At 35.2% G+C, this 26,493-nt stretch carries 20 protein-coding genes; 12 read left to right on the forward strand and 8 right to left on the reverse strand.

Annotated elements, in window-relative coordinates; genetic code table 11:
* Window positions 1-347 precede the first annotated feature (347 nt).
* Window positions 348-1,541: a multidrug effflux MFS transporter gene (locus tag IC221_RS04605; RefSeq protein ID WP_188167836.1), complete on the forward strand. Its 1,194-nt coding sequence runs from the start codon at window positions 348-350 to the stop codon at window positions 1,539-1,541.
* Here the strand turns inward: IC221_RS04605 and IC221_RS04610 are convergent.
* From IC221_RS04610 to IC221_RS04625, 4 genes are all read right to left on the reverse strand, one after another.
* Window positions 1,527-2,513, reverse strand: coding sequence for a GNAT family N-acetyltransferase (locus IC221_RS04610; RefSeq protein WP_188167837.1), 987 nt, complete (start codon window positions 2,511-2,513; stop codon window positions 1,527-1,529). The genes IC221_RS04605 and IC221_RS04610 overlap by 15 nt on opposite strands.
* 92 nt (window positions 2,514-2,605) lie before the next feature.
* A complete protein-coding gene (locus IC221_RS04615; protein WP_188167838.1) occupies window positions 2,606-2,866 on the reverse strand; it encodes a hypothetical protein in 261 nt (86 codons plus the stop codon).
* A 246-nt stretch (window positions 2,867-3,112) separates the two neighbouring features.
* Window positions 3,113-3,592, reverse strand: coding sequence for a GtrA family protein (locus IC221_RS04620; protein ID WP_188167839.1), 480 nt, complete (start codon window positions 3,590-3,592; stop codon window positions 3,113-3,115).
* Between the two features lie 157 nt (window positions 3,593-3,749).
* Window positions 3,750-5,150, reverse strand: coding sequence for a hypothetical protein (locus tag IC221_RS04625; RefSeq protein ID WP_188167840.1), 1,401 nt, complete (start codon window positions 5,148-5,150; stop codon window positions 3,750-3,752).
* 295 nt (window positions 5,151-5,445) lie between these two features.
* Between IC221_RS04625 and IC221_RS04630 the strand changes: the two genes are divergently transcribed.
* The 3 genes from IC221_RS04630 (at window position 5,446) to IC221_RS04640 (ending at window position 8,906) form a co-directional block, all read left to right on the forward strand.
* The gene (locus IC221_RS04630; protein ID WP_188167841.1) at window positions 5,446-5,586 is read left to right on the forward strand and encodes a hypothetical protein; all 141 of its coding nucleotides are present in this window, start codon (window positions 5,446-5,448) and stop codon (window positions 5,584-5,586) included.
* Between the two features lie 202 nt (window positions 5,587-5,788).
* Window positions 5,789-6,475 (forward strand): hypothetical protein, encoded by a 687-nt coding sequence (locus tag IC221_RS04635; protein WP_188167842.1) that lies wholly within the window; start codon window positions 5,789-5,791, stop codon window positions 6,473-6,475.
* Window positions 6,476-6,887: 412 nt separating this feature from the next.
* On the forward strand, window positions 6,888-8,906 hold the full coding sequence (locus IC221_RS04640; RefSeq protein ID WP_188167843.1) for an IPT/TIG domain-containing protein: 2,019 nt from the start codon (window positions 6,888-6,890) through the stop codon (window positions 8,904-8,906).
* A gap of 143 nt (window positions 8,907-9,049) precedes the next feature.
* Here the strand turns inward: IC221_RS04640 and IC221_RS04645 are convergent, their stop codons facing one another.
* Window positions 9,050-9,529 (reverse strand): hypothetical protein, encoded by a 480-nt coding sequence (locus IC221_RS04645; protein WP_188167844.1) that lies wholly within the window; start codon window positions 9,527-9,529, stop codon window positions 9,050-9,052.
* A gap of 887 nt (window positions 9,530-10,416) precedes the next feature.
* On the opposite strand from IC221_RS04645, the gene IC221_RS04650 reads away from it, so the two are divergent.
* On the forward strand, window positions 10,417-12,996 hold the full coding sequence (locus IC221_RS04650; RefSeq protein WP_188167845.1) for a glycoside hydrolase family 3 C-terminal domain-containing protein: 2,580 nt from the start codon (window positions 10,417-10,419) through the stop codon (window positions 12,994-12,996).
* 242 nt (window positions 12,997-13,238) lie between these two features.
* Here the strand turns inward: IC221_RS04650 and IC221_RS04655 are convergent, their stop codons facing one another.
* Window positions 13,239-13,793: an RNA 2'-phosphotransferase gene (locus IC221_RS04655; protein ID WP_188167846.1), complete on the reverse strand. Its 555-nt coding sequence runs from the start codon at window positions 13,791-13,793 to the stop codon at window positions 13,239-13,241.
* Window positions 13,794-13,872: 79 nt separating this feature from the next.
* Between IC221_RS04655 and nrtS the strand changes: the two genes are divergently transcribed.
* The gene (gene nrtS, locus IC221_RS04660) at window positions 13,873-14,157 is read left to right on the forward strand and encodes a nitrate/nitrite transporter NrtS (protein ID WP_188167847.1); all 285 of its coding nucleotides are present in this window, start codon (window positions 13,873-13,875) and stop codon (window positions 14,155-14,157) included.
* A 116-nt stretch (window positions 14,158-14,273) separates the two neighbouring features.
* On the opposite strand, the gene IC221_RS04665 is transcribed toward nrtS, so the two are convergent.
* Window positions 14,274-14,435 (reverse strand): hypothetical protein, encoded by a 162-nt coding sequence (locus tag IC221_RS04665; protein ID WP_188167848.1) that lies wholly within the window; start codon window positions 14,433-14,435, stop codon window positions 14,274-14,276.
* A gap of 490 nt (window positions 14,436-14,925) precedes the next feature.
* On the opposite strand from IC221_RS04665, the gene IC221_RS04670 reads away from it, so the two are divergent.
* A complete protein-coding gene (locus IC221_RS04670) occupies window positions 14,926-17,523 on the forward strand; it encodes a TonB-dependent receptor (protein ID WP_223241298.1) in 2,598 nt (865 codons plus the stop codon).
* A gap of 226 nt (window positions 17,524-17,749) precedes the next feature.
* Here IC221_RS04670 and IC221_RS04675 read toward each other — a convergent pair whose 3' ends face one another.
* The gene (locus tag IC221_RS04675) at window positions 17,750-18,304 is read right to left on the reverse strand and encodes an RNA polymerase sigma-70 factor (RefSeq protein WP_188167849.1); all 555 of its coding nucleotides are present in this window, start codon (window positions 18,302-18,304) and stop codon (window positions 17,750-17,752) included.
* A gap of 178 nt (window positions 18,305-18,482) precedes the next feature.
* Between IC221_RS04675 and IC221_RS04680 the strand changes: the two genes are divergently transcribed.
* The 5 genes from IC221_RS04680 to IC221_RS04700 all read left to right on the forward strand — a co-directional run bounded on the left by IC221_RS04680 (window position 18,483) and on the right by IC221_RS04700 (window position 26,432).
* Window positions 18,483-19,454 (forward strand): FecR family protein, encoded by a 972-nt coding sequence (locus tag IC221_RS04680; protein WP_188167850.1) that lies wholly within the window; start codon window positions 18,483-18,485, stop codon window positions 19,452-19,454.
* 63 nt (window positions 19,455-19,517) lie between these two features.
* Window positions 19,518-22,898 (forward strand): TonB-dependent receptor, encoded by a 3,381-nt coding sequence (locus IC221_RS04685; RefSeq protein WP_188167851.1) that lies wholly within the window; start codon window positions 19,518-19,520, stop codon window positions 22,896-22,898.
* Between the two features lie 13 nt (window positions 22,899-22,911).
* Window positions 22,912-24,309: a RagB/SusD family nutrient uptake outer membrane protein gene (locus tag IC221_RS04690; protein ID WP_188167852.1), complete on the forward strand. Its 1,398-nt coding sequence runs from the start codon at window positions 22,912-22,914 to the stop codon at window positions 24,307-24,309.
* Window positions 24,310-24,559: 250 nt separating this feature from the next.
* Window positions 24,560-25,480 carry a glycerophosphodiester phosphodiesterase family protein gene (locus tag IC221_RS04695; RefSeq protein WP_188167853.1) on the forward strand — a complete coding sequence of 307 codons (921 nt, stop codon included), beginning with the start codon at window positions 24,560-24,562 and terminating at the stop codon, window positions 25,478-25,480.
* Window positions 25,467-26,432: a glycerophosphodiester phosphodiesterase family protein gene (locus IC221_RS04700; RefSeq protein ID WP_188167854.1), complete on the forward strand. Its 966-nt coding sequence runs from the start codon at window positions 25,467-25,469 to the stop codon at window positions 26,430-26,432. The genes IC221_RS04695 and IC221_RS04700 overlap by 14 nt, the downstream gene beginning before the upstream one ends.
* The last annotated feature ends 61 nt before the right edge of the window (window positions 26,433-26,493 follow it).

Consider the following 26,493-nt stretch of genomic DNA (forward strand, 5'->3'; position numbering starts at 1 on the left):
TATAAAATACAATTCTACACTTTGTTTTTTAGAAATTGAAGATTGTTGTCTAAACGAATATAATCTTCATTATTTTACCTTAGATGGAGGTGTTACACAAAAACTATAAGTTCGGAGATTCACATAATATCTCCTAAAACTACAAATTGAACAATTTTTATTTAATTTGTTAAATATCAATTATTTATGAATTTTTTCTTCCTTAAATATGTTCATCTGATCGCGGTTCAACAAATCCTGTAACATATTGATAGGCCTGTGAATTTATCCGAACGAACTTGAACAACTGGTTATGAAGTTTTGATTATAAAGCAAATGCTCCGTAATTGCACACAAAAGCTCATTTCATGAAAAATAACAAACACTTTACACTCATCTCATTATTAGGATCGCTCTCTATGATTGGTCCATTTAATATAGACACTTGTCTTCCTGCATTTGGTCGAATCGCCAATGATTTTGGAGTCACTTTTTCCCAAGTGGAAATTAATACATCATTATTCTTTTTTGGTTTTGGAATAGGCCAACTTTATGGTGGTTATATTTCTGATTTAAAAGGAAGAAAGTGGGTGGTGAGTAGAGGACTGGGCGTGTCCATGCTAGCTAGTTTGATATTGGTGACGGTCAATCAGCTCGAAGTTTTTTACTTAATGCGATTTGTTCAGGCCATAGGGGCAGGTTTCGTAGGGGTTTCGGTAGCCGCAATTGTAAGAGATAATTTTCAGGGAAAGGAAGCAGCAAGTGTAATGTCTATGGTCGCTATGATTGCGATGGGGGCACCTTTGATTGCTCCGTCCATAGGAGCACTTTTATTGTCAATAGCTTCATGGAAGGCTATTTTTATCTTTATTGCAGTGTATGGCTTGACCGTTCTCATCTTCTTAAATTTGAACCTAGAAGAGAAAATTCAACCCCAGCGTCAATCCCATAATTTCTTTCAAGGGATCAAAAAGGTATATCAAAATGTGCCTGCATTGGCGTATATGGCCGCAATGGCTATTCCTTCAGGGGCGTTGTATACTTATCTTACTTCTGCACCTTTTATCTTTCAAGAATACTTTGGTTTAGGAGAACAACAGTTTGCGATACTCTTTGGCGTAAATGGTTTTTCTCTGATCATTATGAATAAGATTAACTCAGTTTTGGTCAAGAAACATGGCCCTAAACCATTGATGAATGTAGGGTTAACAATACATTTTACATCTTTAATTGTATTACTAATTATTGTATCTGTATTTACGCCTACACTCTATAACACTGTGCCATTTATAACCTTACATGTTTCCACTTTAGGTCTTATCTCTGGTAATGCGACATCTGTAGCATTGGAAAAATTTGAAAAGCATTATGCAGGAATAGCGAACTCTCAGATGAGGGTAGTAGGTATTATTATTGGTGCAGTAGCCGGAGCAATTGCGAGTTTATTGAATAACGGTACGTTATATCCAATATTAGGAGTAATGATCACTTGTTCAGCACTTGGTATTTTTACTTACATGTCATTGAAGAAAAAAGCACAAAATACACTAGTTTCTGCGTAATACATTTTTAAAAATAAATCTTTTGATTTGATGAGGAAGGTTGATGTACCATGGAAGATTATTCCATTTTATATAAGGTACATCAACTTTTTTTTGTGTCAGTTGCTCAAAATGTCTTCTTACTTCATGTTCATACTGAGCTGTAGAGCTAGGCATTTTGATATAGGTTCCTAAATGTAAGGGATTTGTATTCAATTTTTCTTCTTGGAGAAACTGATTGAATATCAATAATCGTCCATGTTGCTTCTTCTTTTTGGGGTCTGCGGTGTTTAGAAAATATTGCCATCTAGAGTGGTGATGGATAAAAATGGAAGAGGCTTCAATTTGATTCTTTTGATCATAAATTGAGTAGATTCTTACCTTTTTTCTCTTCACTAATGCAGGAAGTATTTTCCTTAAAAAAGCATTGATTTCTCGGTTATCTGTAACCCCTATTTTGGGTAAAGTAAATTGATTAAAAAGCTGTAAAAAACCATCAATATTTTGGTCTAGTTGTACTTCCTGATTTCGTTTGATGGACTGTCTGATATTCTTCTTTTTTGACTTAGAAAAAGAGGAGAAAATGGTATCATACCCTTCAGATAAATGAATGCTTAAATCCTCTCCAGAATGAAAATCTGGATATTCTCCGTTTGAATTACCAATATATTCAATACAATACGGAATGTGATTTTGAATAAGCGTTATCGCCTCTTTTAAGAATCGTTCAGGTTGCTCTAAAGTAGAAAAATAACCCAATTCTGGAGTGAATAAAGGCATTTTGATAAACAAACGATGAGCTTTTTGATATACAGGAAAAGGCATTACCCATACATATTTATTATGTTCTTGTACAACTACACCCCACCAATCAGGAGCAACGATATCCAAATACCATGAATGTGCAAACAGAAGTGATTGAGGTGATGTGTTGATACATTCATCCCAAAGGTCTGTGTCAAGTTTGTTTCTTTTAATTAATTCTACTTTCAAATTTTCTTCAATTTTGACACAAAAAAAACACAGTACATTTAAATTCCAAATAAAAGTACTGTGCCTTGCTATATCTATCAGATGATTAATGCCTATTCATCTTCTTTTTTCTTTCGACGCCTTTTAGGAAGTTTATCAAGTTCTAATTGTACCAGCTGGCCCATCTCGTCAAATGAGATGATATGTGAGATTCTACCTCCTTCTGGTAGTGGTTCGCCAACGTCGTATTTAAAGAGAGATAACCTAGAGAGAATATCACCGTTGGTTGAGGCGATGTATTGACGGTTTGAGTTGAGATCAGTAGTGTGATCAAATCTTAGGTTATAACTTTTTGAGTTAAATAAAACTTCCATGAGAATAAAATGAGTATAGTTTAAAGGTTAAACATTTATTTAATATGTTGATTTTAAATAGATTATCAATATGGCTTAAATATTAGATAATTACTAATAAAATGGGAATTGTGTACCTTTTTTTATGAATTCATTCGTTATTTTTAATCATACATTCAAATGATGATCCTCTCTTATTTTGATAGAGTATTCGTGATACAATCTCTTCAATAATCGGAATGTAAGTTTTCTATTTCGGATGATTATTTACTCACTTTTTTTGACTTTGAAAGTGTAGAAATGCTGGGAGATATACGAAAAAATGACTGCAACAATTGTGGTAAGCAGTTTTGACGGAGTTGGATAAAAATGAAGAATATCTACAAAGACCTTCATTAAAATATAATTGATAAAAATGGAGCCGATACTTACCTGGAAATACCTAAAAAATTGGACCCATCCTCCAAGGTTAGAGTCTTGGAAAGTCACATATTTCTGTAATAAAAAACCGGAAGTTAGCGTGATAGGGTAAACCATAAATAGAGCCGCTATATGTGAGCTCATTATAAACAACCCAAAATCTATATTTTTTTCAAAAAGAACGTAATGAAAAATTAGAAAATACAATACTAAGTCTAATACCATATTTCCACCACCTATTGCAGCATATCTAAACGTTTTGATCGGAATAAACTTTTCAAATGGTCTGTGGAAAAAATCTATAAATTGTATAATCGTGTTTTTCATATTTGTTTTTTGTCTCGGCAGAAGACAAATATATCACAGAAATACAATATTATGTACAATTCATTCTTGCTTGTTCATGAATATTAGGCAAATGTATTAAGGGTGAAAAAGTTACGTTAGCAATCTCTCCTATAAATGGAGTTGCTTTTGTACTTCTTTATTGGGGAGTAGTATGAAATAATAAATGATCAATATGCGCTTCAAAGTTCTGATCAATGCTTGGATCTTTAAACATCAATCGAAATTTCATTGTGTTGTCTTGAACAAGATTATCAATACCCGCATAGATGGTATCATTTTCTATATTGTATATATATAATCTGTAGGCTTGGACACCAACATTCCCAATCAAACCAATTTCATGTTCTAAACTTACTGTTCTTAGCTTTGTATTGTTTGAGTTAAGGTAATAATAGCTTTCTGCTTGTGGCATTTCAGGTCCCAGATTAATATGGATTCCATTGCTGTCAAATGTGGCAGAAGAAGTATTGTCTCCTAAGAATAACCTGTAGTTGTTTTGATATCGGTAAACTTGAGCACCAATGGAAGTATCTTCTGAAGGGAAAAGGTTATTACTTTTTGTGTAATACATATTTTTATGGTTTGAGACATAATGTACTTCCACCGTATCACTGCTTTCATTCGTGCTTCTATTTTTGGTCTCTTCGTAGCTTTGGAAGGAAATATCTTGATAAAAAGGTTTACTGTAAACAGAAGTATCCCCTTCCTGATACACCAAATGAAGATCTTGACTGGCTTGTAATATTAAATTCGAGTTGTTTTGTGATGAGCTTAACGTTGTATTTCTTTTACCATTGATCAGATAGAGGTAACCATTTTCGTGTGAAGTATTTATCTCTAATTGTGGAGGATGAATTGATGAGGTAGTGAAGTGAAATGTTCTGATAGTCGAAAGTCCCTTTTCTTTTTCAAATTCAAGTTGACCATAATACGTCGTTTCGGAATGTAGGTTATTAAATTGATAGGCATCAATATTTCCAATAGTCACCCTCTCTTTTGGCTGTGCCGTTAATAAGTGCCCCTTCTTAATATCCACGACTTGAGCGAAATTTTCATCGAGAGCAAGCGTCAGGTATGTTTTTTTTATGGCCGTATTTTCACTTTCATTGACCCATGAAATTGTAGTTTCCCAAGTTGACGTTTGTATATCATTCATATTGACCGTGTAAGGTTCTGCAATGGGGAAGTCGCTAAACCTTACACTATCTATCATTTCGGAAATCAGCTCATTATTTTGTTTTCTAAAAAGCTGTAGCGAAATATAAAACGTAGAATCACCTTTGGGATAGGTATGAGAAAGTGTATCTGTTTTAGGGTTTTTAAGGGTTTTACCATCTCCCCACTGCCATATTAGTCTAACTTCTTCAGGGGTATTGACCGTATCAGTAAGATTTACGAAGGTTATTTCTCTGTAAAAAGCATCTACTTCTTGTATCTTGAAATTAGGTTCAATAGTGATTTCTGGGAATTGAAAAACAGGTTCTTGATTACAAGCAGACAACATGAAGAATAATAATAAGAAATAGTACTTTTTCATTATTGATGACTTCTGAATGATTAATATTATTAAATTAACATAGTGTAAATTATTAATCAATTTTTTTGTAGATAGTGAATAAACAATCTTATATTTGTGCTATTCGTAGACATGTGGCACTTGAAATGGATTTTTTATTACTCTCTTCGTTGTAAGGTGAATTTTTGTTTACTTAAATTATTGAAAATCAGTCTATTAACATTAATTATAAGTCTAGTTACAAACTTATTACAGACTTATAACGTCTTTATAATTAAGCGTGACTTATAATGTGATCTCAAAAAAAATTATTATCATGAAACAAATTAAAAATCAGCAAATTAAAGAAAATAACAAATTGTCTAGTTTAACGTTCAGAGACGTTATTGATACAGCTTACCTATCACTTATCTTAGGTGTAATTGTATCAGGTGTCTACTCATACATTACTTTATAGATAATAGCAAAGTTAATGAATTGAAAACGAAAAGCTCTTTCCAAATAACGAAATTGGGGAGAGCTTTTTTAGTATTATTCAAATACTGAATCATGCTTGAACAACAAAAATTATATATCTATCCCCACAACATTTAAAATCAATCTTTGAATATCTAGTACATGTTTGTCCTATTTTTCAAAGATTCTTTTATTTTTGGTATATGAAGACATTAATCCAAACTACATTCACTTCATTAGAACAAACAAAATTGTTTTATGAAAAACTAAATTTTCAGATCCATGACTATGAAGATTTATTGATCGCAAACGATGGCGTAATACAAATAAGTCTTACCAACAAGCAGTTTATGAGAAAAGGGATAGTCATCTATTCTGATACATTGGTAGAGCAAATAGAAACGGTACAAAATGAATTTGATGTTTTAGAAAACGGAGATGGGTACATACTCTCTTCACCTTGTGGGGTTTGGGTTTATATCTATAGAGGAAGAGGAAAAGAGTTTCTTTTGAATTCAACGCCTACCTCTATACTTGGTAACTATGCTGGTTTAAGTCTTGAAAGTTTAAATTTAGATCATTCAATGCAGTTCTGGACTGAACTTGGTTTTGAATTACAAATGGGAAGTGTTGAGAGAGGATGGCTTACCATGATCAGTAGAGATGGTTTTATTTTGAGTATCATGCAAGCTCTAAATTGCCCACATCAATTTTTCAATCCTTCACTGACTTACTTTAATGGAAAGAAAAACGAAGAAGTAATTGAGAAAATAAGATCCCAGAATATAACGATTACTGAAGAGATAACGCATTTTAATAAGGACGGAATTGTAGATAATGTCATATTAAGAGATCCTATGGGGTTAGGCTTTTTTGTTTTTAATGATTAATAAATACACTGTAAATCAAGTAGTTGTCAACTTTTAATCAACCTTTCTACAAGACTTTTTGGTCTACATTTAAGCTTCCTTATTCTTTATCTTTGTCTAATCACAAATACGAAGTAAATAGTCAAGGCCGGGGAAGCACGACCAAATGAATTGAGTAAAAAGCTTATTGGCACAAATGTTAAGCGAAGGAGGCAATCGTGTTCATCAAATCATCAAAAAACTCCTGATTTTTTTAATAATAATATTCGAGAACATAGTTACAGTGGAGTAAATCTTTTTTTCGATTTACAAGTAACGTCTTTGTAATTTGTGTGTCTGATCTATATTTTTGGTAAGCTTTACAAAATTCAAGCAAATCGGCTATTAAAATGTAAAGAATTTTTTTAGTTAACTACAATTACTTATAGCAACAATGATTAAAAACTATTCTGTCTTTTTTTTATTTTTTGTACTCTTATTTTCTTGTCAGAACGAAAATGAGAATGAACTTATACCTTCTGATCCTGAAGTTATTACAAATGATGCTTCATTCAATTCGAGTGGAGGAGTGAATCTTTCTGGAAATTATGAACCCTATGCAACTGAAATCTCCAAAGTTGGAGTGGAATACAGTACAGAGGAGTTTTTTACTAACAGTGAAACGGTGTTTACAGAAGTGAATACAGATCATAAAGTTAGCTGTTATGTTCCAAATGGTTTAAAAGAAGGTGACACCTATTTTTTTAGGGTGTTTGTACAATCTTCTGAGGCAATTTTTTACGGAGATACAAAAAGTTTTATCGCCAATAAAAATGCAGCTCCTGTTATTGAGTCTCTTTCTTCAGAGTTAGGATATAGAGAGGATACATTGACAATTACAGGTCAATACTTAAAAGATAGAACAGGACTGACTTATGTATATTTTAATGAGATTAGAGCAAGAGTGATTAATACTGAAGACTCTGTAGTACAATGTGTAGTTCCCTCTGCTTTAGAGAGTGCGACGAATAATGTGGTTATTAAGATCGGAAATAGAGAAAGTAATGCTCTTCTTTTTTCACTTTACAAGCCTGAATTAACAAGCATTTCTCCATTAAATTGCGTTATTGGTGAAACCTTAACCATCACTGGAAATCATTTTGACGATGAAGTAATTAGCAACAAAGTTTACTTTGGAAATGTTATGGGTGAAATCACTTATGCAGATAGAAAAACAATCAAAGTCGTTGTTCCATTAGATATAGCAACTAGCTCAGATTCAATAAGGGTAAACAGTCAATTACAGGAAGTAACTTTTGATAAAAAGTATCAAATTAAAGCACCGACAATTTTATCAGTTCCTCAAAATGTATATGCTAACCAAAGCATCACAATTAAAGGAGAACATTTTCACCCAGATTATAGAAAAAATAAAATCACAATTGAAGAAGTAGAAACAGTAGTTTCTAATGGAGATGTATCATCTATTAACACTAGAATGCCACTGGGGCCTTTCCCAAGAAAAAAAGCCAAAGTTCGAGTTCAAGTGTTGGATATGATTACAGAATACAACTTAGATTTAAATATTCAAGATAAATGGGTGATGGTGTCAGATAGTTTACCATTTTCATATTATAGGTCAATCAACAATGCTGCTGTGATTAATGATGAGGCCTATGTAATTGCACGTTCTAGGGACAGTAGTTCAGAAGAATTTTTCTTATGGAAATTTAATCCTTCAGATTATACCTGGGAGAAATCTAAGATTCCATTTTCATTAAAATGGAGTGGTGTATTGACCTCAAATGGTAATAAACTTTATTGTTATTCAGCAAAGAAAGAAAACAGGTTTTGGGAGTATGATCCCTCAACTTCACTTTGGACTGAATTAGCAACTTACCCTGGTGGAAGAAGAGATTATGCGACCCATTTTTCTATTAACGGTGATATCTATATTGGAATGGGTGCTGATTTTGAACCTTATAGCACGGTAAAATATGGAGATTTTTACAAATATTCTCCCACAGAAAAAACTTGGACTAGGATAGAAGATTTTAGATATCAGAATTATTTTACTAGAACTGAGACCACAGCATTTACTATCAATGGTATAGCATACGTAGGAAATGGTGCTTCAAATACAGGTATGGTAGACTTTTGGAAATATGACCCTACACTTGATTTATGGTTAAGAGTAGCGGATTTCAATGATGCTCGAAAATATACAAGTGCTTTCGTAATGAATGGTTATGGTTACGTTACTGGAGGTTCAAAAGTGGGAGGAAGTTATACAAGAGATTGTTGGAAATATGATCCCTCTTCAGACAGATGGACTAAAGAGAATAGTATTGGGCCGTTAGAAAGGGGGGGACACTTCTCTTTTTCGATAAATGGTAAGGCGTATATCGGTGGAGGAGTTATTACTAACTCTGGAGGCAAGAGTGGTAATGATCTATTTGAGTATATTCCATAATATCAAAAACAACAAAAAACCATCTCTTTATAAAGAGATGGTTTCCAACATTGTCTACCGCTAATTTTTAATTAATAGTGTAATGAAATGAAATATGAATCTATAATCTATTTTTCTACTTTGAATATGCTCTTATTTTGTTTTTACATTAATGGGAGGGCATAAACATTAGCCGTTCGGTTATTTCTTACCCTCACATATTTTTCAATGATTGTATGGCTGACATTAAGTTCCTTTATCTCTTCCTTTCCTTCCTGAATAAGCGTATCTTTTAACACTTTGATTTTAAAAGTGAAATCATTGCCTTCCCAAGCTCTGTAGTTACAATATTCTAATTGTTCCTTGTACTGATTTCCACTTAAAGTATACGCTCCTCCACCTGCTACAAAATGTGCCAATGAATCTTTTGTGCCTTTTTGATCATCATGATTTAGGAAAGCAAAATGATCTTGATTAATTATCTTTATCATTCTTTTTCCAGTTAAATCTTGTTCTATTACCGTATCTTCTTTAATAGTAGTGGCTGATATCAGTTCCCAAGTACCTTGTATGTTTGGCGCTTGATGAACATCAATACACGAAACAAAAAGAAGGGTAAGAATAAGTAAGTAAAACGTTCTCATGATTTTCTTTGTTGATCACTTAACAAATGTCATTAAAGTTTATTTAAAGTCATTATTATTTCGACCAACAACACTGTTCAAGGTCCATAAGGTAAAATAGGCTTACTGAAAACGATAAAAAACAAAAAAAGAGAGACGAGTGTCTCTCTTTTGTTAAGTAATAAGTTGTTTTAGGTTGCGATAGTAAAATAATGTAAGTGTTTTTTATTTCTTTTTAGAAATAGGACGTTTACTTTTATTATCTTTTTCTTGTGTTGTTTCTGACTCCTTCTTTGAGTCAAACAGATTCTTAGAGCCCCACTTTAGGGTACTCTCGCTAATAGCTAACGATGTTCTCATGTCGGTGTAGGTTATTAAGGTTGATAATGGTCAAAGTTATATATTTTTTTGATATAAACACCATTGCAACCGGTTTAAATTCCTTAAAATCCGTGTTTTATGATGAAGGTTATCAAACCGAAAAATCAAATAGTATTATACTGTTTTTAAATTGTACTCAGAGATCATGTAGTGAACGTTAATTTTTATTATCTGAGAAAAAGTTGAATTTAGTTACAGTTTTATCTAATGGAATCAAGGCTTTTTTATACAAAATTGGATGAAAAACACGAAGGGTTAAATGTTTAAATTGAAATTATTTTTCTTTTGATTGATAAATTTCAATTAGGGAATAGCAGTAAGATTCCGCTTTATTTTTCTTTTGGAGTAGTGAGTTGAATTACATTAATTTTTTCCTGAAGATTAAATTTATACCCCCTCTATTCTGAGAATTATAGGATATACAGGTGGTAAAAGTACATGTCCTACTTTTGTCCATCGGCTATTTTCGGCTTCCTCAATACTAGCCTATAGGTTTGTTGCAAGTTTTACGATAAATCTATGATGAAATGAAAACATACAGCAGATTTTTTTATTTACTTCTATTTTTGGTAGCAACACTACCGCTTAAAGCACAGACATGGAAAAACCCAAATGCTAAAGTGGAAGATAGAGTGCAGGACCTTTTGTCAAAAATGACATTGGAAGAAAAAATTAGTTATTGTGGTTCTAAGATTCCTGAAATGGAACGTTTGGGAATTCCAGCTTTTGAATGGTATGGAGAAGCATTACATGGTATTATTGCTTGGAATTGTACGCAGTTCCCTCAGAATATCGCAATGGGAAGTACTTGGAACCCCGACTTGATGTACGATGTGGCTACAGCCATTTCTAATGAAGCGAGAGCCTTAAAAAATGCAGGAAAAAAAGAGGTGATGATGTTTTCACCTACCGTAAATATGGCAAGAGATCCTCGTTGGGGGCGTAATGGTGAGTGTTACAGTGAAGACCCTTATTTAATGTCAGAAATGGCAAGAATGTATGTAAGAGGTATGCAGGGTAACGATCCTAATTATGTGAAAACAGTGACTACGGTAAAGCATTACGTTGCAAATAATGTGGACAAGTACAGAGAGAAAATTCATTCAAATATCAATAGAAAAGAATTATATGAATATTATTTCCCTGCTTACAAAACATGTATCGTAGATGAAGAAGCTACTGGTATTATGACGGCATTAAACGGTTTAAATGGTATACCTTGTTCAGCACACAATTGGTTGGTCAATGGTGTATTACGTGAAGAGTGGGGTTTTGAAGGTTATGTAATTGCGGATTGGACTGCGGTTGAAGGGATAGAGACAAGAATGCATTATGCTAAATCTCAAGCCGAAGCTGCAGCTATGGCCATCAAAGCAGGTGTCGACCAAGAGTGTTATAGAAATAAAACCAAATTGGCTCCAATGGTTTACGCTTTGGACGATGCAATCAAAGAAGGGTTGATGACTGAAGCTGACCTTGATGTTTCGGTAGGGAGATTGTTGCGATTGAGATTTATGACGGGTGATTTTGATGACCCAGCTTTAAACCCTTATTCAAAGATTCCTTCTTCCGTATTAGAATGTGAGGACCATAAGAAAATTGCTTTAAGGGCAGCAGAAGAAGCGATTGTACTTTTGAAAAATGATAACGCTTTACCTCTTCAAAAGTCTTCAGACAAATTAGCCGTAATTGGACCTTTTGCCAACAGATGTTGGATGGGCATTTATTCGGGTCACCCTAAAAGTAAAGTATCCCCTTTAGACGGCATTCAAAAATACTTAGGGTCTGAGGTAGCTTATGCTGAAGGTTGTAGTGTTACGGGCGACAAGTCAGATAAGGAAAAAATTAAAGAAGCAGTGGCTGTGGCTAAAACTTCTGACAAAGTGATCTTGATCGTAGGTAATGATGAAGCGACTTCAACTGAAAATGTAGATAGAAAATCCTTGAAGTTACCTGGCAAACAACACGAATTGATCCAAGCAGTAAAAGAAGTGAACGATAATGTGATTTTGGTATTAGTGCCAAGTGGACCAACCGCTATTGAGTGGGAACAGGAAAACCTTTCTGGGATTGTTTGTGCATGGCCTAACGGTCAAGAACAAGGTACAGCTTTAGCCAATGTATTATTTGGAGATGTAAACCCAAGTGGTAAACTGAATTCAACTTGGTATACGTCCGATAAAGATCTTCCTGATTTTCATGATTATTCAATTCAATCGGGTAGAACATATATGTATTACAAAGGAGAACCTTTATATCCGTTTGGGTATGGCCTAAGTTACACTGATTTCGAAATCAAAAATATGAAATTGAATCATAAAAAACTTTCGGTTGATGGTAGACTAACAGTGAGTGTTGATGTTGAAAATACAGGTGGTCAAGAAGGGAAAGAGGTTGTTCAAGTATACATTCGTGATTTGAAATCTACTCAGAAGACAGCTCAAAAAGCTTTGAAAGGATTCAAAAAAGTGACATTAGAAAAAGGAAAATCTACTAATATCAATATTATAGTGCCTTATGAAGCCTTCTCTTATTATGATACTACGCAAAATGAGTATATGGTAGAGGCAGGAAAGTTTGAAATTATGGTAGGTAATGCAAGTGATAATATTGTACAGAAGAAAACTGTCTTTGTGGAAGGCGGTGTTATCAAACCTCGAAAAGTAGGACAGAAAAGTGCTTATTATGTGTCTTCTGATCCTAATCGTTTCAAGAAATGGGATGATTTATATGAAGATACTTCATTCTTGTATGCGAAAGGTTCAAAAAGTAAGAAGGCAAGCGGTATTGTTTTCAAAACCGTATTTAATGACCCAGGTTTTTATGTGAATACTTGGGATGCCGAAGTAAACTATGAGTTGGTGAGTGAAGTTGCAAATATTGAATTACAGATGTTATCCAATCCTATTGGTACCTATAAGCTTAAAAAGTCAAAAGGAGTGAATTCATCTTTTTCAATTAAAATTCCTATTCCTCCAGAATATGGTAAAGAAGTGACTTTAAATGCCATTCCTCAACAAGGAAATGTTAAGATTAAATCCATCAAAATAATTCCTCCAAAAGGAAACAAACCGTACTTGATTTACCCTGCTAAAGTGGTTAAATAGTAGTGAGGAGTTTACTTTTAATTACTGCTATGTTTTAATTGTAGAAATTAAAGCATAGCAGTTTTTTTATTGGGAATAATTGTAGTGAGATAAAGGCTAATACTTCGTTAACTAAGTTTTTGAATATTTATGGTTGTTAGAAATCAAGAGATTTTTGATGATTTTTAGAACACGAATGATGTTATCACTTAACATTTGCGTCAGTTGTCCTTCCTTCGACATTGAAGGGAAAAGCGTTAAGTTTAATCGATTTGCTTCAAAAAGTGAAAGGGAACGGTATCAGTTAACCATACATTATTTTCACTCTTAAAAAACAAAACTCCCCTTTCCATCATTTCTTGAGTATTGACTTCAAAAATGATCAACTTTCCATGGCGTTGCCCTACACTACGTGCTGTTTCAATATCGGCACTCAAATGCACATGATGTCGATTTTTCTTGATGAGGCCTTTCTCTTTGATGCTGTTCAAAAATTTCTCAGCGGTCCCGTGGTAGAGAATGCTTGGAGGTGTAATAGGTTGAAGGTTTAAATCTACATTTACAGAATGTCCTTGATTTGCTCGGATCTTAGTTTTATCCTCATTGAAGGCAAACCTTTTTTTGTTATTGTTCTTTACTAAAAATTCTAATTCTTGAAAGGTGATGGGATGTTGAAAAGCATCAAGTTGCTTCATAAGAACCTCTACGTCTGTCCATCCATTTTCATCTAATGTAATAGCAATAGTTTGTGGTTTATGCCTCAAAACAAGGCTGAGAAATTTACTGGTTCTTTTTAATTTTTTTTCGTCTGTAAACATTTTATTGGAGTTGAATTAGTTCTTTTTTAATTGATGTGAGAGATTAAAACCATTTTTTATTGGAAAAATACAAAACAATTTGGTCTTTGAAGAATTACTTCAATTGAATCGTAAAAAAGTAAAGATGATTTTTAAAATAATACTTTCAAAACAGGTGGTATATACAGCGTTGAAACTGTCTCTACTTGTAGGTACCCTACTGGCGTTTATAAACCATGGAGCTGATATTATTGATAATACGTTGAGCAATCGGCAAGTGATTCAAATTTTGACGACTTACTTAGTTCCTTATGCAGTATCTACCTACTCTTCGGTAAGGGTGATTATTGCTAATCAACCCAAGATTGAGAAAGCAGAGAAGTAGGTGTGTGAAATGCTGTTATAAACGAGCTTTATCAAAATAGTCTGTCTTTAGAATAAATCAGATGAATATGTGATGGGGAAGAACCGGAAATCTGAAATGCTATGTCTTTGCCCTGTTTATTTCAAGGCCATTTTTTCAAATTTCAATCTATTGATAAAACCTAAAGCCATTAATTCATTATTAAAAGACTTGATGCATTGCTCATTTTCATAAACAAACACTTTTCCGTTTTCGTGCTTTAGTTCTAATGCTGGTTTACTTGGTTTTCTTTCTCTCATGAATTATATATTTTTAATTCTTAGATTCAAAAAATTAGTTTCACTTCATTTCTATCGACACTAATGTAATGAATATAGTTCCAAAAGTACTTAGGTGTGTCGTTAATGAATCCTTCTTCGTGAGTGAATTTACTCAATTATTTCATATAATTTATACAAATAGTTATAGAAGTGGTGTAATGTCACTCTTTTTTATTCCTCATTTACAAAAGCTATCCTTTTTTATGATTTCTCGATGTCTACTTTTTCAAAAGATAACATTTTGTCACTACTGAAAGCTTTCTCAGGGTGAATTGAATTAACACATTAAAAAAGACATCATTTAAACCCTTTTTCTTTCAAATAGACCTCTTTATTATAATTTATCTTAATTACCTTTGACCGTAGCAAAATTGAGACAGTAAACGATAAATAGATGTACTACTTAAAATAGAAATTTAGAGTTTACTACTAAAAGTTATTTTTCTAACAATTATCAAACTATCTAATAATGAAACTAATCACTCAAGCAGTGAGAACAATGGTCATGTGTGTGACTATGACTCTTATCTCTTCATCATTGCTTTTTGCACAGAACCGCATTACAGGTAAAGTGCAGGAAGCGAGCAGCAAAGCACCTATCGAATATGCTACCGTAGCATTATACAATGAGGCAGACAATAGCCTAATTACAGGTGTGGTAACCGATGCTAAAGGAGAGTTTAATCTATCAAAACTAAAAAAAGGAAACTATAAGCTGACAGTTGCATTTATGGGTTTCCAAACTTTTTCTAAGAGCGGAATTGAATTGAAAGGGAGTAGTGTAAACTTGGGAACTATCGCCCTTCAAGAAGACAACCAAATGCTTCAGGAAATTGAAGTAAAAGGAGAACAGTTAACAGCTGTGACAAAAGTAGATCGTCAGGTGTATGACGCTACTAAATTTGAAGCGGCAGCAGGTGGTACAGCCACTGATGTATTAAAAAATATGCCTTCAGTGAGTATTAATGCAGAAGGTGATTTATCAGTGAGAGGATCTTCTGGTTTTGTAGTTTTATTAAATGGCAAGCCAGTGCAGTCGGACGCTGCAACGATCTTGAATCAATTGCCTGCTAATGCAGTCAAAAATGTAGAGGTGATTACGGCTCCTTCAGCCAAGTATGACTCTGAAGGTAAAGCGGGTATTATCAATATCATCACTACCAAAGGTGCATCAGACAACCTTTATGCTCAAGTGAATGTGAGATATGGTTTACCGGCCATTGAAAATTATGATAATGGTAAAAATCCACTGCGTTATGGTGGCGACTTCACGATTGCACAGCAAAAAAATAAGCTGAACTGGGCCTTGGGAGCATCTTACCAAAGAAATGATAAATCGGGTAGAAGAGAAGGTGATGTTTGGACACAGATCGATGATGATCCAAAGTTTATGTTCCCTTCAGATGGTGAGCGTTCTTATGTAGAGGAAAACTATTCTGCTAATCTTTCATTGGGTTATCAAGCTACAGAAAATACGAGCTTCAACTTTGCAGCAATGGGTGGTATCAGAGACAAAACGCGTTTGGCAGATATCTATTATAATGATAACCGTTTTGCAGATCAAGACCAATCGGAAGCATTCAAATATTACAATCACAACTCAAGAAACAGACAATCGGATTTCTTTGTTTCGAGTTTTGATTTTAATCACAAATTTACAAACGCTTCAAAGCTTTCAGCATCGGTTTTATATGAATATACACTTTTAGGTGGGCCTACTTTCAATGATAACCAAAGACATGGGTTTACTACTCCAGTAGAAGAACAATATTACTATCTGAAGGAAAGAAATACGAATGAAAATCCGCTTCATGGTTTTAGAGCCAATATTGACTACAGCTTTAAACCTTCAAAATTAGGACAGTTTGAAGTAGGATATCAATTCAGAACATTAGACCATACAGGTGATTTCTATTATGAAAGAGAGCAGTTACAAGATGGTAAGCCAACGGGAAATTGGGAGATTGTAGATAATTATTCTTCCAACTTAAACCTCCAAAGACAAATCCACTCTGCTTATGGTCAATTATCAGGTGAGAAAGGAGCATGGACTTATGGAGCCGGTTTAAGAGCAGAATACATGGATCGTCAAGTTGATTTCTTAGGTTATGAAAATGGTGAGTTGATGCCTGAGAGCCAAAGAGAGGTGAAGAACTATGATTACTTCAAATTGTTCCCTTCTGCCAATTTACAATACCAAGTAACAGACGGTTTTGCATTGAAAACGGCTTACTCAAAGCGTGTACAGAGAACGACTACTTTCAAAATGAATCCTTTCAAAGAGAAAGAACACTCGGAAACGTTGGAGCAAGGTGATGCAGACTTATTACCAGAATTTATTGATTTGGTCGAGCTAGGAGCGGTACAAGAGATTGGTGATCATACTATTTTTGCTACAGCTTACTTCAGAAATACAGAAAACTTAATCAACAGAACAAACACTTTTGATAGTGACTCTGTATTGAACCGTATTTATACGAATGTAGGTAATTCAAAAGTCTTTGGTTTTGAACTAGGAACTTCATTAAAGTTAACCGATTGGTGGGACTTCTATGCGGGTGGTAACGTTTATCATCAACATATCACAGGTCAGTTTGATTATGATGATACAGACCGTGATTGGACTATTTCAATTCCTGTAGATACTAAAGCATGGCAGTACAGCTTCAACATCAATACGAACTTCCAAATCACGAAAACTTTATCTACTAACTTTGCCTTTAATTACTTATCTGAAAGGATTACGGCACAAGGTGAGGATTCAAGATTCTACAGCCCTAATTTATCAATCAAGAAAACGTTCTTGGATAACCGTTTGGCGGTGAATTTCCAATGGTTGAACATGGACATGGGATTATTGAATACCAACGAGCAACGCATCACAACAAGAGGGGATCATACCGCTTTTGATAAAGCAACTGGGCAACCTCAAAGACAACAATTCTACACGACAACAAACTACGTATATGAAGTGGATCAATTGATGATCAACGTTACGTATAATTTCAACAGCTTGAAGAACAAGTCGAAGAAAGTGAAGTCTGAATTCGGTGCGAAAGAATTCTAGTTTTAATTAAGAGTTAAGAATGAAGAATTAAGAATGGTGTTGTGGATATCGTCTTAGTTTAGAATTCCCCCCGTAGAGATCGCATTCATGCTATCTCCACGAACCATAAGCAAAAACCTCTTTGGTCACTACGACTGAAGAGGTTTTTATATTTATGTATTGAACAGTAAAATGTTTTAAAGTGACACAGTGGACGTTGCAATGCAACATCCCTACAAAATATAATTTAAACTACCACCGCCCTCAACTTCTTCCTCAAATGTGCCAAAGCCTGCCCAATTTGTTTCTCGACGGTTTTGGGAGAAATCTCTAAAAGTTCAGCAATCTCTTTATAAGTAAGCCCATCATTCCTACTCATTCGGAAGGCATTTTGGCAGGCAGGGGGTAACTCATTGGTAAGTTTTTCAATGTAGGAAGAGAGGTCTTCTGCTTCCAAATCCAGTTCGGTATTCTCTTCAAATGGTTGGTTCTGTTCAAACTCAAAATAATCAGAACCTTCACCCTCATAACGTTGTTTTGCGGAGTTTTTAAAATTAAGAACAGCGTTTTTGACACTACGGAAGCAATAACCTTTTAATGATCCTTCGATTTCAATTTTTTCTTTGTTTTCCCACAGTTTAAAAAATACCTGACTGATGATATCCTCACCATCAGAATGAGTGACACCTAAGTGATGAGTATAGAGTAATAGGTTGTCATAAAGCTCTAAATATAAAGCTTTGAATTGATGAACATCCCCATTTTGAATTAGTCGCCAAGTATTATTGTTTTCGTCTCCCATAGCAATACAAAACTACAATTTCATACCCTGCTCAGCGTTATAGCAATTTTAAATTTTGTATTAACGACTGTAAATATTGTGAACCTTGTGTTACATAATTTATCAAAACATTAATTCAAAAAAATCTATGGGGGTACCCAATATTCGACTTTGTCTTTACTTATGAATGACAAAAAATATGACAGAAAACAAAGAAACATATAGTCTAATAGGCAAAGCACTTGCAGAGGAATTAAATGAGGAAGAAAGAGATCTTTTCATTGAGAAAATGCTTTCTGATGCTTTATTTAAAGAAGAGTTTGAGCAATCAAAAAAGCTTTGGAATACTCCTGCAAAAGTGTCTGATGAGGCCATTAGATCAGCAGATCATTTAATGCAATCTATTGAGTATACTAATAAGGAAACGAAGGTAATTCCTTTCTATCAACAATGGGGTAAGTATATAGGGGCAGCAGTGGTTGTGTTAGCTACTTTTATTGGAGGCTATAATTATATCAGTCAGCAAGAAGAAATGTTGTCGCAAAGCACAGGTTTTGGAGAGAGCAAAGAAATAATACTTGCGGATGGTACGAAAGTTTTGCTGAACTCAAAGTCTTCTTTGGAATACCCTGCTGAATTTAAAGGTGATTTTAGAAAAGTAAACTTAATAGGAGAGGCCTTTTTTGATGTCACAAAAGACAAAGAGCACCCTTTTATCGTCAATGCTTCAGACTTGGAAGTAACCGTATTAGGCACCTCATTTAATGTTTCTAATTACGCTAAAGATAAAGAGAATTCAGTGGCCTTGTTAACTGGAAAGGTAAAGCTGAAAAATGCATTAAACAGTGATGTCACTACCTTGTCACCGGGACAGACTTATGTGATTGATAAAGAAATTCAGAAGGGAAGTGTCATTACAGAAAACCAATTAAATAGAACTTCTTGGCTGAGTGGTCAGGTGGTCTTTAATTATACTTCATTGAAAGAAGTAATCAATAAAATGGAAAGGTTGTATCCAATCTCTATTGAAGTGAAAAATCAAAAACTTTTAGAGCGAAAAATAACGACTAAAATCAATAAAGGAGATCAATTAGAAGAAGTACTAGCACTTTTAGAAATCCTTTTAGAATGCAAAATTGAAAAGAAAAACCAACTAATAATTTTACAATAAAAAAAGGTACTAGACTGCTGCAACAGTCGAATACCTCTTATCTAATTTTCGTTACGCAAATTTATGCAATTTTCTTCGAAACTTTCAAGAGCCTTAAGAATATTTTTTCTTTTAGGAGGGCTCACTACATCCTCATTTGCCCATGCAAGTGGACTTAAGGAGGGTATTTCTACTACAACCTCAGTAGAAAAGATGCAATTGAGAGACTATCTTTCAAAAGCAGAAAAACAATTTAATGTTCAATTTTCTTACAGTAACAACGTAGATGATGCCAAGTGGATCAGCGTTTCAGAAGCTGCAACTTTTGAAGCAATGACGGCTCAGCTCAAAGCAGAAGGTTATGACCTTAAGAGAATTGGAAATAATATCATCATTACGCCAACTGCCAAAGAAGTACAACAAGAAGTACGTATCAAAGGACAGGTGACGGACAAGAGCGGTGAATCCATTATCGGTGCTGCTGTACAAGTGAAGGGAACCAATATCGGTTCTATTACTAATTTAGACGGAGAGTTTGAATTACTTGTACCTTCATCAGAATCAGTTCTTATTGTTTCCTTTGTGGGTTTTATCACAAAAGAAGTAGTGGTAGGATCGACAACCAACTTCTCGATTCAGTTAGAAGACAACACGCAGGAATTAGAAGAAGTAGTGGTGATTGGGTACGGTTCTCAATCCAAAGAAGAGGTGACGGGAGCGATTTCTAGTGTCCGTTCGGATGAATTACAAAACTACGCGGCTAGTGGTCTTGATCAGCAAATGGTTGGTAAGATGGCTGGTGTTTTGATCAATGAAAACAACGCAGCCCCAGGACAAGATGCAAAGATTACAATTCGTGGTACTTCTTCTTTGACAGCAGGAACTAACCCATTGATCGTGGTAGATGGGATGCCACTTTCTGAAGGAACTTCAATGAACGATATTCCTCCAAGTTCTATTGCTTCCATTGACGTATTAAAAGACGCGGCATCTTCTGCGATTTATGGATCAAGAGCCTCTAATGGTGTGATTTTGATTACCACAAAACAGGGTTATCAAGGAAAAACTAAAGTGAGCTTTGATTACTTTACAGGTATCCAACAAGCCGCAAGTTTAGTAGATTATGCTGATGCTTATGAATCCGCACAATTCTTCACTCATGCACGTGATTGGGGTTATGTTTCAAAAGATCCCGCCAATAGAAGTATCCACGACAGCCCAGATGTTAGAGCAGCAAATGGAGCTTCAAAAAGAGAGTATCGATTACACTATGTAGATCCTTATTTGAGAGGAGAGCAAGGATTAACGAATACGAATTGGAATGATCACCTTTTCCAAAATGCACCCATCAGCAACTACAGTGTATCATTGAATGGTGGTAACGAAAAGACAAGTTTCTATACCAATGTAGCCTACATGGAACAAGAAGGTATTGTTCCAACAACAGGTATGGAAAGGTTTACAGCCAACCTTAATTTGAGAACGAAATTAAGTGATAGAGTAGAGGCAGGTATCAGCATGAACACGGCTTATTCAGTGATTGAGCAAGGGTCGAGTATCGCAACTTCCAATCTTTGGATTGCTTATCCTTTCTTTGATCCTTACAACCCTGATGGTACTATTAATATTGGTGACCAACATGAGGCTAATGCCCCTGAAGACGGTGCATTACAAGAGAATCCATTAGCACTTTTGACCTATACAAAAGACGTAATGACACGTTTTAGAACGTTTGGTAATGCTTTCGCAAGTGTTGAATTGTTGGATGGATTGAAATACAAACTTTCAGCAGGTATGGATTACAATGGAGAGTTTACTGACTTTTATTCTCCCAACAGTATTGGAGGGTATAGACAGCCTTTCCCTCACAAACCTGCGGAAGCAAGAGAGATCAATGACAAGTATTTCAACTACCTTTTTGAGCATATCCTAACTTACAATAAAGTGATTGGAGACCATAATATTAGTGCATTGGCCGGGATGACCATGCAAAGAGAAGATGGTACAAGAACAAGAGTGATTGGTACAGGAATGGTCGATGATAATGTAGATAACATTGGTGGTGCTTCTTCTTTTAATGTAGACGCTTACCGTTATACATGGACACAACAGTCTTTATTAGGTCGTTTGCAGTATTCGTACAAAGGAAAATACCAAATGGCATTAGCAGCAAGAGCGGATGGTTCGTCTAGATTTGGTGATAACTCAAAATGGGGTTACTTCCCATCGGTGTCAGGTGGATGGATTTTATCCAAAGAAGATTTCTTCCCAGAGCAAGATGTAGTGACTTTTGTAAAGCTTCGTGCTAACTGGGGACAAACAGGTAACAACCAAATCGGTGCTTATGGATCGAAAGCCTTAGTGACACAAACAGATTATATTTTTGGAGGTGGATTACACCCCGGTTACTCTGCAACTACTGCACCTAACCCCAACTTATCATGGGAGACCAACGATTCTTACAACATTGGTTTTGATATGCAGTTGCTAAAGAAAATCAACTTGTCAGCCAACTATTATAATTCTATCACAACTGATTTATTACTAGAAGTTCCAGTACCAGAACAGTCGGGTTATTCTACTTCATTACAGAACATTGGCTCTTTGAGAAACAATGGTTTTGAATTGGAATTACAAGGATACGATTTCCATATAGGTGGTGTAACAATTGGTTTTAATGCCAATATCACGACTAACAATAATGAGATTTTATCATTAGCACCAGGTCAAGAGCAAATCATTACTGGTTACAATGGCTCATTCAGAACGAGAGTAGGTGGTCCAATGGCTGAAATGATCGGTTATGATATTATTGGAGTGTACAAAGATCAAGGTGAGATTGATAATTCAGCGCACTTACAAGGGACACTTGTTGGAGATTACATTGTCAGAGATGTGAATGGTGATGGTGTTATTGATGAAAACGACATGGTTTCATTGGGAACTTATGAGCCTAAATTTCACTACGGTTTTGGAGCGAATTTAACTTACAAAGGTTTTGATTTCTCTTTCACTTTTAATGGTATTCAAGGGCGCAAGATCTTTGATAGAGACATGATGCAGTCAAATACAGGTGAAGGTTTTGCGGTACCAACGAAAGACTATTATGATAATTACTATCATCCAGAGCACAATCCAAACGGACATTATGCACAACCCAATATGGGTAACTTCTCTGCAGCGAGAAAGAACACAAGAGGTAGTAGCATTGATGTTGTAAGCGGTGATTACTTACGTTTAAGAAATGTGACTTTAGGTTATAATTTACCAAAGTCAGTGCTTCAAAAATTAAATATTGCTGGTCTGAGAGTCTATGCTACAGCCAACAATCCATTGACCATTACAAGTTATAAAGGTATCAATATGGACGGTTCAAACACCAATAACTTGGAGCAAGGTTGGATCACAAATAACCCACACCCCATTGTAAGATCTTACTTGTTAGGTGCTAATCTTAAATTCTAAATCAAACAAAATCATGAAGACTAGAAATAGTTTATATATACTTTTCCTTACTGTTTTGCTAACGTCATGTGACTTTAGTTTAGATCAAAATCCAATCACTGAAAAGGACGGCGACAAGTTTTACAAAACGGAAGTAGAGATTGAAGAGGCGGTAACAGGAGCTTACAGTATGTTGAGAGGAAATGGCCTTTACGGTACCAATATGCCCGTTTTAGGTGAAATTCCCTCAGACAATACTTTTGATGAAGTGCCTGCCAATGACGGTGGTAATTATGGTGAATTGGATGAGTTTACTACAATCCCTACCAATAGCGTTATTTCTTCTAATTGGAGAGAATCTTACCGTACGATTCAGAGGTGTAATACCGTTTTAAATCGTATTACTGATATCGTTTTCAAAAATGAAGAAGTGAAAATCAACCGAATGGGAGAGATGAAGTTTATCAGAGGTTTGATGTACTTCAACATGGTTCGTCTTTTTGGTGATGTTCCTTTGGTGATTACTGAAACAACAGACGTAAATGATCATTTCGGGCAGGGTAGAACAGATTTGAACTTGGTTTATGAGCAAATCATCATCGATTTAGAAGAAGCAATTGAAGAATTGCCAGTAAAAGGAGATATGGATGGAAGAGTAGAGAAAGGTGCCGCTCAGACTTTATTGGCCAAAGTATATTTGACATTAGACGATAAAGTAAATGCAAAGAAGTACATCGATGAAGTCATCAATTCTAACCAATACCAACTGTTGGAAAAGGGTGAAGAAGTATTTACGATTGCCAATAAAGGAAATGCTGAAGTGATTTTTGCAGCAAAGTTTGCCTCTGGAATCAACGGTAATGCAATGGGATCTCAATATTATAGAATGTGTTCTCCATCAGGACATTTCGCAGGTGGAAAAGGACATAATATCCCGACGCAGCAATTGTATAATTTATATGATGATAACGATGCTCGTAAGGATCAATTTGTATTGCCTGTAGAGACGATTTATTACGTATCTGGAAAAATGGAAGCACCCGTTACGGACCAAAATGATTGTGGTAGTGATTATGTCATCCTTCGTTATGCAGACGTAGTATTGATGTCCGCTGAAATTGAAAATGCGTTAGGCAATACTTCTTTAGCATTAGAAAGATTGAACAGTATCAGAAGAAGATCGAACGTTTCAGAAGTTACTTCAACGACTGATTTGGAAGGTGTAATTGCAGAAGAAAGAAGATTGGAGTTAGTGGGAGAAGGACATCGTTGGTTTGATTTATTAAGAACGGGTAAAGCGATTGAAGTAATGAATGCTCACTTTGAAGAAAGAGGACAAAACATCACCGTTCCCGAATTCAGATTGTTGATGCCAATCCCTCAATCACAGATTGATACAGACCCAGCGATTAAGCAGAATCCGGGGTATTAATATCTCGTGGTGACTTAACCACAAAATATGTTTTTAGAAATCAGGAGATTTCTGAATATCCTTTAGGCACGAATGTCGCTATCGCTAAACATTCGCGCCATTGGAGTCCCTAGCGCAAGTGTTAAGCGACAGCGTCACTTGTGCTTTAAAGATCATCAGAAGTCTCCGACTTCTAAGAAACAAACAAGAATTTTAGATTAGATCAAGCGGTACCGTTAAATTAGGGCGGTACCGCACCTCCAAAAAAAAAATGAAACCAATTATTTCCCTTTTTATCAAAATTGGAGCTGTATTATTATGGTCAATATCAGCCCAAGCACAACAAAAATCAGCTCAAGACTGGATCAATATCCTTCAAGACCATCAAGCAAAAGAAGTGATGGTGATTGCCCATAGAGGCGATTGGAGAAATGCTCCGGAAAACTCTTTGCAGGCCATTGAAAATTGCATTAAAATGGGTGTGGCTGTAGCAGAAATTGACATTCAAAGATCCAAAGATGGACATTTTGTATTGATGCACGATAGAACCATCGACCGTACCACAAACGGAAAGGGCAAAGTAGAAAACTATACATTAGCGGAGCTTCAAGGCTTTTACCTAAAAGACGGATTAGGTGTACCTCAGCCTGTTTATACGATTCCAACATTAGAAGCTGCTTTGAAAATTTCGAAAGGAAAAATCCTATTGAATTTGGACAAAGCCGATAGATGGTTAGAAGACGTTTTAGCCTTGGTCGATAAAATGGAGATGAGAGATCACTGTATCTTCAAATCCTCGAAACCTTACGCAGAAGTGAAAGCACAAATGGGTGATGAATTAGAAAAAGTATGGTTTATGCCCATCGTTCGCCCTTCCAACCCAAATGTTTTAGAAGACATCAAAGAGTATCAAGAGAAAATCAAACCCGTTGCTTTTGAGGTTTGCTTTCCTGAATACGATGCAAAAACACAAGCCATTTTTGATGCAGTAAAACAAGGTGAAGGAAAAGTATGGATCAATTCACTTTGGGATTTCCTAAGTGGAGGACATTCCGATGAAAGAGCCATGGTAGAAGGGAAAGATGAAACGTGGGGATGGATTTTGGAGCAAGGAGCGACTATGATTCAAACAGACCGTCCAGAAGCATTAATCCATTATATCAAAAATGAAAAACAAAATGAAGAACTATAAATTATATATCACTTTTGCATTGACTTTAGCTTTAGGATCATGCAATGTAAAGCAAAGTCAGGCACCACTTCAAGAAGCAAAAGTAGCGTCGCCAATTGCCTCAAAAAACAGAGCAGAAAAGATCTTAGATAAGATCAAAAATCCTACAAAAGATTATGTATTAGCCGTTGCTCACCGTGGAGATTGGCGATACGCACCGGAAAACAGCTTATTGAGTATTCAACGTTGCATTGATTTAGGAATTGATATCGTTGAACTTGATTTTCGTTTGACAAAAGATGGTCATTTGGTAGCAATGCATGATTACACTGTAGATAGAACAACGACCGGAAAAGGGAAGGTTTCTGACATGACATTGGCAGAGGTCAAGGCTTTACGATTGAAAAGTAATTGTGGCATCCGTTATTCCCGTCAGCAGGTACCTACTTTGGAAGAAGTGATGGAGCTTTGTAAAGGGAAAATCATGGTCAACTTGGATAAAACGGAAGGAGAAACCGTACAAGAAGCTTTTGATATTTTAAAGAAAACAGGGACGGTGAACCAAGGGATCTTTAAAGGTGATGATTCTATTGAATTTATGCGTGAGAAGTATGGCTCATTGATGGACAGCATCATCTATTTCCCTAAAGTATGGCCTAGAACAAAAGGCAAAACAGCTTTTATTGCTAATTATAATAGAGAAATTTCACCGATCGGTTATGAAATGATTTTTGATGAAGAAGAATGCTTTATCACAGAGGAAATCAAAAGAATGAACCAACAAGGAATCACAGTTCAAACGTGTGCATTGTGGGATGATCTTGTGGCAGGACACAATGATGAGAGAGTTTTGATTGATGGACCCGATGCCGCTTGGGGTTGGTTGATCGATAACGGAACCAACGCATTGATGACTGATCGACCGGAAGAATTGATTAAGTATTTAGAAGAAAGAGGAGTAAGAAACCTGTAATGAGGTAAGTACTAGTACTTATATAATTGAAAGTGAGTCAACCCTAGAGATGGGGTTGGCT

The organism is Flammeovirga sp. EKP202, assembly GCF_014534745.1.
GTDB lineage: Bacteria > Bacteroidota > Bacteroidia > Cytophagales > Flammeovirgaceae > Flammeovirga.